Raw genomic sequence first — 12,342 nt, forward strand, 5'->3', positions numbered from 1 at the left:
ACAACAATGAAAACACTTCTTAAAAATATAGGATTATTAGTCACTTTTATTATTCTTGGCACATCTTGTCAGAAAGAATGGCTAGTAATAGACCAACCAGGTGCTCAACCCGTTGAAGACTTTTATAAAACGGATGAACAAGCAGAACAAGCATTGGTAGCAGCTTATGCTCAATTGCAAAGACAGTATGCATCTACAGGGTATGTTAGCCCTCGTTTATTAAAGGCAATTCCATCAGATATGATTAATGCTGGTGGTGGAGATGTTGGTGATCAGGCTTGGTTACAACAAATTAATTTATATATAAATACACAGTCTACTCCTAATGTATGGGATGTTTGGAGGGCCTATTATTTTACAATTTACAGAGCTAACTTGATAATTGAAAAAGTAGAACCAGTTGGTGCAAAAGCTGCAATTGTAGGCGAAGCAATGGCTTTAAGAGCATATATGTATTTTGAGTTGACAAATATGTTTAAAGATGTCCCTTTAGTTTTGAAGGAACAATCGACAGAAGAATATTATGTAGAGAAATCAACTCAAGCAGAGATTTATACACAAATAGAAAAAGATCTTTTAGCGGCAATTGATTTAATTCCCGAAACACAACCTGCAAAATGGAGAATGGGGAAAGGTTTTGCTCAAACAATTTTAGCAAAAACATATATGTTCCAAAATAAAGAATATGCAGCTGCATTTAATTTATTAGATAAGGTCATTAAATCTGGAGAATATTCTTTAGAACAAAAATTTGATGATGTTCTTCACGTACCAGGTGAGTGGGGCAAAGAATCTTTATGGGAGATTGGCTTTAGATCGAACAATCCTTACGGTAATGGTTTTCCTTGGAACCCAGATGATGCTGAAAGTTCTATTAATATGGTACTTTGCGGACCACGTGATTTTGCAGGTGCACATACAATAAATAGAGGCGGATGGGGTTTCCAAAACCCAACGGAATGGATTTATAAAAAGTTTGACGCAAATGATCCAAGACGTGACCAAAGTTTGATTTCTTGGGATGATTTTAAAGCAAAGTATTATGAACCAGGTGGAGTTTATGAAACTTATATTGCAGATCAACCTGCTGATTACAAACCTGAAACATCAGATTCTGTAAAATGGTCTGGTTGGGAAGCTAAAAGATGGCAAATTGAAGGGTATTTACGTATGAAATACGATGCTAGAACAACAGAAAGAGCTGAGCCAGAATGGGAATATTCTGCGGGTACAAATGAACGAATCTTACGTTATGCAGAAGTATTACTATTAGCTGCAGAAGCAAAAGTACAATTAGGAGAAGGAGGAGCAGCGGCAGGTTACATCAATGAAGTTCGCCAAAGATCAGGTTATACAACTTTAGTATCTAATGTAACAATGGATGATATTGAATATGAAAGAATGGCAGAATTAGCCTTCGAAGGGCACAGATGGTTTGACCTTAGAAGATGGGGTAAATTAGATGCTACTTTATCATCATTTTCTGATTTCGAAAATCAAAAAGTAAAAGATGGAGAGCTAAATTCTGATGTTAGAACATTCGATGCAAAAAATGCATATTTTCCTATTCCAATAGAAGAGTTATCATCAAACCCAAATTTAAAACAAAACGAAGGTTGGTAATAATACTTTAGACAGGTAGACGAATTACGTGGCTTCATAGAAGTAGATTTAAATAAATATTACTGGAAGTATCCATTGGGTACTTCCAGTTTTTTTGTAATTTATCCCAAATTATACTTAGCAAACTTCAATATGACTATTAATATTAACAATTTTCTACAGCTAATTTGGTGCTTTTTACTCTTTTCTACTGCTTCTTTTGCAGATAATGCCGTTGTACAGAAGTACAATAAGCATATAGAAATACATAAAAATAAAAAAATAGAAACGGTTAATGTCGTTTTAAAAATTAATGCTGTAGATGCAGATCATTATGGTGATATCGCTATACATTTCAATAGCTTAGAAAAATTATCTATACTAGAAGCGTATGTTTTAGATGCTAATGGTAACAAAGTTAGAACCATTAAAAAAGATGATATTTCAGAAATTAGTAGTATATCTAATGGCGTATTTTATGAAGATAGTAAGCAAAAAAAGTTTAAACTAAGTTGGTATACATATCCTTATGCTATTCATTATAAATATAAAAAGGTAAGTAGTGAGTTTATTACAATTGCCAATTGGGTGCCTTTTTTATATACAGGAATTAAAACCTTGGATGCATCACTAGAGGTTGATTTTCCTAAGGATTATGAAGTCAGTATTATAACACCTGAAATTTATGATTTAGAAGAGAGTGGAGAAACAGCTAGAATATATAAAAAATGGCATTTGAAAAACAACATTAAGTATAATATTAAAAGTCAACGATTTAGCAAGCCAATTTTTGATATAATAAAACCTGTAAATATTGTTCCTACTTATTTTAAGTACGGAGTAAGTGGCAGTAATACTTCATGGAAAGCATTTGGAGATTGGATTTACACTCTTAACGCAGGATTATATCAGTTGCCATTATCAGAAAAACAATACATTCATAATCTAGTAGATACAATAACAGATAAAAAAGAAAAGGTCCGAAAACTATATCATTATCTGCAGGATGAAACTAGGTATATTAATGTTTCTTTTGATGTAGGAGGCTTTAAATCGTACCCTGCAGAGTATGTGGTAAAAAATAAATATGGTGATTGCAAAGCTCTGACGACATACATGAAAGCACTTTTAGATGAAATAAGTATTCCATCTTTCCCAACTGTTGTTTATGCAGGAGATGTTCCTCGATCGGTTAACAGTAGTTTCCCTAGCCAACAATTTAATCATATAATTTTGTGTGTAGATATTGATTCTGATACCTTATTTTTAGAGAATACGTCTTCAATTTCACCTTTTAATAGTGTGAGTTCATTCACACAAAATAGGAAAGCATTATTGCTTGATAATTCAAAAAGTCATTTAATTGATTTACCCCCTTTAACACTTGCAGATGTTGAAGAGATAAAAACAATAAATATATCTCTTAATGAACAATTAGAGAATACTATTCAATCAACTTTAGTTATGAAAGGACCTGAGTTTGATTTTTTGAGATATATAAGTAGTAAAAAAACAGAGAAGAATCAAAAGGAATATTTAAGAGAGTTTTATACGATAAACCAAAAAGCAGAATTTGAAAATTATACCTTTTTATTAGAAAATAGAGATAGTACCAGTATTAAACTTGAGTTAAAATACACATTAAAAAAATCACATAGAAAGATTGGAGATATGTTTGTATTTACTCCAAAACCGTTATATGATTTTAAAATAGAAAAACCATCAGATCGTTTACATGATGTGTATATTCCAACTCCTGTCAATAAAATAGAAAAAATCACCTATAAATTTGCTGTATTAGATGATAGTAAAATATCAGTTTCAAAACCAATTTCTATTAAAACAAAATATGGTGAATATATAGAAAATTACATGTTTAATGACAAGGAGGTTACACTACAAAGAAATTTTAAGTTGTACTCTCAATCTGTTCCTTTGAAAGAATATGAAGAATTCTATACCTTTTTTAATGATGTAAAAACAAAAACAAAACAATCTTCTTTTATTTTACAACAAACTAAAACAATACACTAATGCTAAAAATACTTAAAAGCTTCTTACTATTAATTATAATAAGTCAAATAACTTATGCTCAAAAATTATCAACTAATTATAATGATATTAGTACATATGATATAGATTACTTACCAGATGATAAAGATGCCGAAGCAGTAATTTTATTTGACAAAGGGGAAATAGATTTCATTGAAAATTTAAAAGGAAATTTTGACATTCGTTATGTAAGAACTAGGAGGGTAAAAATCATTAATGAGAATGGATTAAAATATGCCATGGTCGACATCCCTCTTTATATTGGGAGTAATGGTAAGAAGGAAAGTATAGAGAAAATAGAAGGGTTTACTTACAATTTAAATAAAGGTGTACCATCTACTGTTCCGTTAGATGTGAAAACTATTTACGAAGAGAAAATTCATAAGAACTATCTCGTTAAGAAATTTACATTTCCACAAGTTAAGGTAGGTACTATAGTAGAATATAAAGTGACAATAATTTCACCATTTCTTTTTCAATTACCTCACTGGGAATTTCAAGACAGAATCCCAACCATTTATAGTGAATATTTTGTAAAAATGATTCCATTTTATGGGTATGTATTTTCTGCACCTAATATTCTTCAATTTTCACAGCAGGTATCAAAAAAAGAAAGTGAAGATTATAGATGGGCAGGTATTACTTATAATTTAATGGGACATAAATATATAATGGAAGATGTTCCTGCTTTTAAAGATGAATCTTATATAACATCTGTGGACGATTACCTTATGCAGTTAGATTTTCAGTTGAGTAAATATTATACTCTACAAGGAGCAGAAATTCAAGTTGTATCTACTTGGGCAAAGTTTAATAAGGATCTATTAAAAGATGATCAATTTGGTGGTTTTATATCAAAAAGTGGTAATGATGGTAAAAAAATAATTGATGAATTATCGATAGATAGTCCATCTAAAGAAGAGTTAGCTAAAAGGATAATCAATTATGTAAAGAAGAATTTTAAATGGAATCAGCTTAAAGGAAAATATGCTCGACAAAAAGAAAAAGAATTTTATAAAAATAGAACAGGAAATTCTGCTGAGCTAAATTTATTTCTAATAGGACTACTTGATGAAGCAGAGATTGAAGTTTCACCAGTAATATTAAGCACAAGATCTAATGGTAAAATTCATACTGACTACCCTTATACTCATTATTATAATTATGTAATACCATATATTACTGTTAATGGTAAGAGTTTCGTTACTGATGCAACTGCAATTCATTTACCTTTTAATTATTTACCATTAAGGTGCTTTAATGATAAAGCAATGTTAGTAAATAGTAAAAACCCTCAATGGATCAATATAAGAAGTAAAGTTTACTCAGATGAAATCAATAAACTTTCGATGGAAATAGATACTGATAAAAGCACAATAAATACTGTTTATTCCTCAATTACATCAAATTATGCTTCATATATAAAGAAAAATACATTTGAGAACGATAGTGCTACTATTTCTAAAGATTTAAATGAGAATGGGTTTCAGGAAATAAAGAGATTAAAAACAAGGCACTATGATTCTCCAAATAGAAAATATACAATCATTGCACAAGGAGAAAATACTCTTGAAAATATAGCTGGTAGAATTATAGTTAAGCCTTTTCTTAATTTTCCATTACAAGAAAATATGTTAAAACAAGATAAAAGAACATATCCTGTTGATTTCTTATTCTTGCTGAATACAAAATATGAAACTTTTATTAACATCCCTGATGGATATAATGTAGAAATAAACACAGAATCAAAAAAAGTGAGTAATGATATTTTAGATATGGATTTTACTACAATTAAAGAGAAAAACAGATTAAAAGTAACTGCAAATTATTCTTTTAAGAAAGATGTCTACCCTCCCTCTGATTATAAAAGGTTAAAGGAATTTATTGATATTCTTATTGATAATATTAATCAGCCATTAATTTTTGTTCCTATTGAGGAGCAATAAATAATCTTATTTATTATGATTAAAATAACACCGATTCTTCTTATTACTTTAGTTCTTTTGACAAATATGACTCTTGCACAAAAGAAGCTATCAAGAACTTTTAAAAAAATCTCTAAGGTAGACATGGATTATCAATCAGATTCAGTAGTTGATGCTGTTATACTTTTTGATATTGGGGAAGTGGAGTTTATTGAAAATCATTTACACACAGCTGATATACGTCTAATAAGAACCAAAAGGATAAAAATCTTGACGGAAGAAGGAGTCAAATATGCTCAAGCAGAATTAAGTTATTTTATTAATGAAGATGGACGTAGCGAAGATATTAGTAGAATTGATGGCTTTGTTTATAATTATGAAGGGAAGAAAATTGTAACTACAAAACTAGATCGAAGTACTATTTATGATAAGAAGGTTTCTAGAAATTTTGGTGTAAAAAAAGTAGTTTTTCCTAAGATCAAAGTTGGTAGTATTTTAGAATATAAATATACTCACTATTCTCCATTTTATTTTAGGTTACCTTCATGGACTTTTCAGGATATAATTCCCACTGTTTATAGTGAATATTTTGTGAAATTAATACCAAATATTACCTATTTATTCTCAACCCAAAATATCAATAAATTTACATTTAAAGAATCAAAAGTGGTATTAAGAGACCGAAATTGGGGTGGAAAAGAAATGGGGCATAAGTTTATTCTTACTGATATTCCAGCATTTTCTTCTGAAGAATATATGACTAATTCGTCAGATTATTTAAAGAAAATAATTTTTCAATTAAATTCAGTTAATGTTAGAGGTAAAAAAGAGGTTGGAATTTTCTCATCATGGGGTCTTGTAAATAAAGTATTGGAAGAAGATGATAACTTTGGAGAGTATATAAATTTAAGCAAAGAATTAGGTGAAAGTATTCTGCCATCTTTAATCGAAAAAAAGGAGAATAAAAAAGAAATTGCAAAAATAATTATTGAATTTGTTAAGAATAATTACAAATGGAATGGCAGTTTAAGCAAATATACATCTCAATCTTTAGAGAGTTTTAATTTAACAAAAGCAGGAAATGTAGCTGATATTAATTTGTTCTTAATAGGTCTATTAAAAGCCGCTAATATAGAGGTTAGTCCAGTGTTATTAGGTACAAAAGGGAATGGGAAGATAATTACAAATTACCCCTATACACATTTGTATAATTATGTTATTCCATTTATTGAAATTAATGGAGAAATGATTTTATCAGATGCTTCTGAAAAGCTATTGCCATATAATATTTTACCAACAAGGTGTTTTAATGGCAAAGGAATTGTAGTTAACCAAAAAGAAGATCAATGGATTGATATTAATGATAAATCAGTTTCAAAAATAATTAATAAGTACTCTTTTGCTCTCAATTTTGAAACACTAAATGCAAGAGTAAACTTAAATACAACTTTTAATAATTATTTTGCTCTTAATATGAGGAAATTATATGCTAATGATAGTATTTTAATTACCGAAGAAGCGTTAAATAATGGTTTTATAAGTATTGATAGATTTAAAACATATAATTATCATAAAAATGATAGGAGTTATAGAGTTTTAATTGAAGGTGATGTTGAAATCAATAAAACTTCAAATTTATTTTCTTTTAAACCTTTTCTTAATTGTCCTATACAATTCCCTAAATTAACACTTAAAGATAGAGAATACCCAATTGATTTAGACTTTGTAATTCAAGAACATTTTGAGGCTATTATTCCTATTAATGAAGGTTATAAAGTTATTTCTGAATTTTTTGAAAAAAAAGTAGATAATGATATAGGAACATTTTCTTACAAAGTAGAAGAAAAAAATGGAGTTATGTGGTGTAAATTATTTTACCGTTTTAAAAGTAGTTATTATACAAAAAATCAGTATCTAAGATTAAAAATGTTTTATGATTTACTAAATGAATCCATTCAAGTTCCTTTAGTTTTTTCTAATAAAGAAAGTAATTAGAGTTTTATTAATGAGGAATACTCCACAAAACCAAATCACCTAATTTATAAACATGGATATTTCAAAAACTATACTCTTAGATGGAGGTTTATCAAATGCTTTGGAAGCACAGAGCATAGATTTAAATCACGAACTTTGGTCTGCAAAATTATTGAAAGAGGATGAAGATGCTATTGTTAAAGCTCATCTTGGATATTATATGGCAGGAGCAAGTTGTATAATTACATCTAGTTATCAAGCAACAATAGAGGGATTAATGAAATATGGAAACTCACGAGAGGAGAGTATTGAATTAATAAAAAAAACGACGGCTTTAGGTATAAAAGCCAGAGAAGAAGCTTTGGAGAAGGGAATAAAACAAGAGCTTTTTGTAGCAGGAAGTATTGGCCCTTATGGTGCTTTTTTAGCAGATGGATCAGAATATAGAGGTGATTATGGAATTGATGTAGAAGAGTTAATAGCATTTCATAAAGAAAGATTATTGCTTATTGATACTACCGATATTGATGTACTTGCTTGTGAAACAATGCCAAGTTTTGATGAAGTGAAAGCAATTGTAAACCTGTTAGATAACACAATACATGAGGGGTGGATTAGTTGTTCTTGTAAAGATGGAAAACATCTAAATGATGGTACACCTATTCAAGAAGTAGCAGCCTATTTAAAAGGGAAGAAAAATGTGATTGCTTTCGGGGTGAATTGTACTAAACCTGAATACATTTCCTCATTAATTGCAGAAATAAAAAAAGGTAATTCTGAAATAGATATCGTGGTTTATCCTAATTCTGGTCAGGTGTATCATGCGGATACAAAAACTTGGTCTGGAATTTCAGATCCGTCCCATTGTGCATTAATGGCTCAAGAATGGAAAATGTTAGGAGCTAAGTTAATTGGAGGTTGTTGTATGATGGGAACAGAACATATTGAAGCCATGAAATTAGGATTATATGAACAATCAATTGATTAATTGATGTACGACAATGTGATTTACTGTCTATATGTTAATATTTATCCTTTAAATATTTGTTAATTAAAATATAAATATAGATTTTTCAGATCAGTACTCAAATACACATAATATAATTACTTTAAACATCACTCTTAATTCTAAACTACTATGAGATTTATATCAGTCTTGGATGCTTTCCAGAAATGGGAAAAAGAAACACCAAATCAACCTTTTCTTCATCAAAATATTAATGGCTCAAAAGTTACTTTATCTTATAAAGAAGCTGGAGATCAAATTAGAAAGATAGCTTCTGGATTGAAGTCTATTGGAATGGAACGAGGAGACCATGTAGCAATTTTATCAAAGAATTGTTCGCATTGGATTATGGCTGATATAGCTATTTTAATGGCAGGGTGTGTAAGTATTCCTATTTATCCTACAACTGATAAAGAAACAATAAATCAGATTCTTAACCATTCAGAATCAAAAGCAATTTTTATTGGTAAGTTAGACGACTATGCTTCTCAGAAAGATGGGGTGACTGATATTCCTAAAATAGGAATAGAAATGCATGGCATGAATGAAAAATTAGGTTGGGATGAATTAGTAGGAAAAAATGAACCACTTCAGGATATCTTTAAGCCTAAAAAGGAGGACTTAATGACAATCTTGTACACTTCTGGTACAACTGGAAATCCTAAAGGTGTAATGCATTCGTATGGTAGTGTTCAGTTTGCTGTAAGCGAATTTGAACATCATTTTGATTTACCTAAAAATCCAAGATTCTTTGCATTCTTATCTTTAGCACATATTGCAGAAAGAGCAGCTTATGAGTTTATCGGTTTATATTTAGGCGGAAGTATAGCCTTCCCAGAATCATTAGAGTCTTTCCCTGCAAACCTTGCAGAAGCAAAACCTCATATGTTCTTTGCTGTTCCAAGGATTTTCCAGAAATTCCAAGAAAGTATTCTTAAAAAGATGCCGCAAAATAAGTTGAACTTTTTATTAAAAGTACCATTTATTAATAATGTAATCAGAAAGAAAATTGTTTCTGCTTTAGGTTTACAAGAAGCTGTTTCTGTTATTTCTGGAGCAGCTCCAATCTCTCCAGATTTACAAGAATGGTTTAAAACTTTAGGTTTAGATGTAAACCAAGGTTACGGTATGTCAGAAGATGTATGTGTATCTCATATGAACTTTCCTGGTATGAACAGAATAGGTTCAGTAGGTCAGAAATATGCACATATTCAAACTAAATTATCTGGAGAAGGAGAAGTTTGTTTAAAGAGTGATTGCCTAACTATGGGCTACTTTAAAGATGAAGTACAAACAACTGCTTTATTTGATGAAGATGGTTTCTTGAAAACAGGAGATTTAGGAGAATACGATCATGATGGTTATCTATCAATTGTTGGTAGAGTGAAAGATCAATTTAAAACTGATAAAGGGAAATATATTTCTCCAAATCATTTAGAATTGCCTTTATCTGATAATCCTAATATTGAACAAGTTTGTGTTGTTGGTACTGGTATCCCTCAACCTATTGCGTTGGTTATTCCTTCAGAAGGAGGAAAAGATTTATCTCAAGATGCTTTAAAAGCATCTCTTAAAGAGTCGTTAGATACATTAAACCAGAAACTTCCTAATTACGAAAAAATAGCAAAAGTTATTGTAATGAAAGAAGATTGGACAATTGATAATGGTCTTTTAACGCCAACACTAAAGTTAAAACGAAATAATTTAGAAAAGATTCATACTCCATATTATGCTGAGTGGTTCAGTAAAAATGAAGTGATAATCTTTGAATAATATAAAGAAGTCATCCATTTAAAAGTGGGTGACTTTTTACTTTTTAATACAAACAAATTTAAGCTAAAAGTAACTATATAATGAGTGCTCCCCAATTAACTAAAACACTTACGCCATTAATGTTATGGGGTTTAGGTGTTGGGTATGTAATTTCTGGAATGTATTTCGGGTGGAATTTAGGATTAGCAGAAGGAGGAACATTAGGTTTGGCTATTGCTACATTCTTTGTAGTAATTATGTACGTAACCTTTACTTTCTCTTATACTGAATTAGCATGTGCAATCCCTAAAGCAGGAGGCGCTTTTGAATATGCAAAAAGAGGATTAGGCCCCAAATTAGGGTTTCTTGGTGGCATGGCTCAAAATATAGAATTTATTTTTGCTCCACCAGCTATTGCTTCTGCAATTGGAGCATACCTTAACTTATTGTATCCATCTATTGATACAATTTATTTTGCAATAGCAGCTTATTTTATATTTACTGCTATTAATATTTTAGGTGTGAAACTAGCTGCTACCTTCGAATTAATAATTACAGTATTAGCAGTTTTAGAATTATTGATTTTTTCTGGTGTAACATTACCACATTTTGAGTTTTCTAATTTGGAACGTAATGCTTTTCCGAATGGAATACCAGGTATTTTTGCTTCAATTCCATTTGCAATTTGGTTCTTTCTAGCTATTGAAGGAGTGGCCAATGTTGCAGAAGAAACTAAGAATCCATCAAAAAGTATTTTATTAGGGTTTGGTTCATCTATTTCCACATTAGTAATCTTATGTGTACTTACTTTTGTTTCTGCTGTTGGAGTAGGTGGTTGGGAAACTGTTGTTTATTTACCATCAAGTACTGTTCCATCGGATTCACCATTACCTTTAGCATTGGGACAAGTAGTGTCAGAAGGTAATATTCTATATAAACTATTAATTGGAATTGGTTTATTAGGGCTCGTTGCTTCTTTTCATGGTATAATTTTAGTAGCAGGGCGTTCAACTTTTGAATTTGGAAGAGAAGGTTATGCACCAAAATTTCTAAGTAAAATACATCCTAAATTTAAAACCCCTATTAGTGCTTTATTGGTAAATATGGTAATTGGTATAATTGCTTTGTTTACTGGTAAAACAGCAGAAATTATTACAATAGCCTGTTTTGGTGCATTGGTATTGTATATTATCTCAATGCTTTCATTGTTTGCATTAAGGAAGAAAGAACCGAACTTAAATCGCCCTTTTAGCGTTCCATTTTATCCGTTATTTCCATTAATAGCATTAGTTATTGCAACAATCTCACTGTTAGCCATGACCTATTATAATCTCCATTTGGCTACTATTTTTACAGTAATAATGCTTGGTACATATACTTATTTTCTTTTTAATTTTAGAAAAAAAAGGACATAAAAAAGCCCAAAGGATTAACTTTGGGCTGCACTATATTTTTGCTTACTTAGATAGTTTGCACTTTGAAATCAATTTCAAATTCATCTGCAATTGCTTTATCACCTAAGTTGTCAAAGAATGAATTAGAACCATATTTTAAACCAAATTTAGTTCTGTCAATCTTAATTTTACCTACAAGTACATGGTTTTTATCTACTTTTTGAAGTTTAGAATCAAAAACTACTTCTTGTGTAATTCCTTTGATTGTTAAATCACCTTTTAGTTTGTGGTTGTCACCTTCTTTTACTGCCTCTTTAAGTACAAAAGTTGCTGTAGGGTACTTTTCAACGTCAAAGAAATCAGCAGATTTTAAATGTCCGTCTAGTTTACCTTTCCACTCACCTTCTAAATCAGTACTATTTAAAGTTGAAAGATCAATTACAATCTCACCTTCTTTTACTTCTCCTTTCTTAATCTTAAAAGAACCTTCTTTAATTGCAATATCCCCAGTGTGAGATGATCCAACTACTTTATAAGCGGTCCAATTTACTTTAGAAACTTCTTGATCGATCTTTTGACCAAATGATGCAATACTTAATGCTACTGCTGCGATTGTGATAACTAATTTTTTCATAAT

8 protein-coding genes are annotated in these 12,342 nt (G+C 30.2%); 7 read left to right on the forward strand and 1 reads right to left on the reverse strand.

Annotation, left to right across the window (positions count from 1 at the left end):
• Positions 1–6: 6 nt before the first annotated feature.
• The 7 genes from EI427_RS04315 (at position 7) to eat (ending at position 11,726) form a co-directional block, all read left to right on the forward strand.
• On the forward strand, positions 7–1,623 hold the full coding sequence (locus EI427_RS04315) for a RagB/SusD family nutrient uptake outer membrane protein (RefSeq protein WP_126611998.1): 1,617 nt from the start codon (positions 7–9) through the stop codon (positions 1,621–1,623).
• Positions 1,624–1,755: 132 nt separating this feature from the next.
• Positions 1,756–3,636 carry a DUF3857 domain-containing protein gene (locus EI427_RS04320; RefSeq protein WP_126612000.1) on the forward strand — a complete coding sequence of 627 codons (1,881 nt, stop codon included), beginning with the start codon at positions 1,756–1,758 and terminating at the stop codon, positions 3,634–3,636.
• Positions 3,636–5,600, forward strand: a complete 1,965-nt coding sequence (locus tag EI427_RS04325; RefSeq protein WP_126612003.1) for a DUF3858 domain-containing protein — start codon at positions 3,636–3,638, stop codon at positions 5,598–5,600. Before EI427_RS04320 ends, EI427_RS04325 begins: the two co-directional genes overlap by 1 nt.
• A gap of 15 nt (positions 5,601–5,615) precedes the next feature.
• Entirely contained in the window at positions 5,616–7,574 is a 1,959-nt protein-coding gene (locus EI427_RS04330; protein WP_126612005.1) for a DUF3857 domain-containing protein, read from the forward strand.
• A 52-nt stretch (positions 7,575–7,626) separates the two neighbouring features.
• Positions 7,627–8,541, forward strand: a complete 915-nt coding sequence (gene mmuM / locus EI427_RS04335; RefSeq protein ID WP_126612007.1) for a homocysteine S-methyltransferase — start codon at positions 7,627–7,629, stop codon at positions 8,539–8,541.
• A gap of 150 nt (positions 8,542–8,691) precedes the next feature.
• On the forward strand, positions 8,692–10,332 hold the full coding sequence (locus EI427_RS04340) for an AMP-binding protein (protein WP_126612009.1): 1,641 nt from the start codon (positions 8,692–8,694) through the stop codon (positions 10,330–10,332).
• 80 nt (positions 10,333–10,412) lie between these two features.
• Positions 10,413–11,726 carry an ethanolamine permease gene (gene eat, locus EI427_RS04345; RefSeq protein ID WP_126612011.1) on the forward strand — a complete coding sequence of 438 codons (1,314 nt, stop codon included), beginning with the start codon at positions 10,413–10,415 and terminating at the stop codon, positions 11,724–11,726.
• Between the two features lie 46 nt (positions 11,727–11,772).
• On the opposite strand, the gene EI427_RS04350 is transcribed toward eat, so the two are convergent.
• Positions 11,773–12,339 carry a YceI family protein gene (locus EI427_RS04350; RefSeq protein WP_126612013.1) on the reverse strand — a complete coding sequence of 189 codons (567 nt, stop codon included), beginning with the start codon at positions 12,337–12,339 and terminating at the stop codon, positions 11,773–11,775.
• Positions 12,340–12,342: the final 3 nt, after the last annotated feature.

Origin of the sequence: Flammeovirga pectinis (assembly GCF_003970675.1) — a bacterium.
GTDB classification, from domain to species: Bacteria; Bacteroidota; Bacteroidia; order Cytophagales; family Flammeovirgaceae; genus Flammeovirga; species Flammeovirga pectinis.

Coding starts and splice junctions, on each gene's coding strand:
- EI427_RS04320 (WP_126612000.1), top strand. CDS start 1,756: ATGACTATTAATATTAACAATTTTCTACAGCTAATTTGGTGCTTTTTA.
- EI427_RS04330 (WP_126612005.1), top strand. CDS start 5,616: ATGATTAAAATAACACCGATTCTTCTTATTACTTTAGTTCTTTTGACA.
- eat (WP_126612011.1), top strand. CDS start 10,413: ATGAGTGCTCCCCAATTAACTAAAACACTTACGCCATTAATGTTATGG.
- EI427_RS04315 (WP_126611998.1), top strand. CDS start 7: ATGAAAACACTTCTTAAAAATATAGGATTATTAGTCACTTTTATTATT.
- EI427_RS04350 (WP_126612013.1), bottom strand. CDS start 12,339: ATGAAAAAATTAGTTATCACAATCGCAGCAGTAGCATTAAGTATTGCA.
- EI427_RS04340 (WP_126612009.1), top strand. CDS start 8,692: ATGAGATTTATATCAGTCTTGGATGCTTTCCAGAAATGGGAAAAAGAA.
- mmuM (WP_126612007.1), top strand. CDS start 7,627: ATGGATATTTCAAAAACTATACTCTTAGATGGAGGTTTATCAAATGCT.
- EI427_RS04325 (WP_126612003.1), top strand. CDS start 3,636: ATGCTAAAAATACTTAAAAGCTTCTTACTATTAATTATAATAAGTCAA.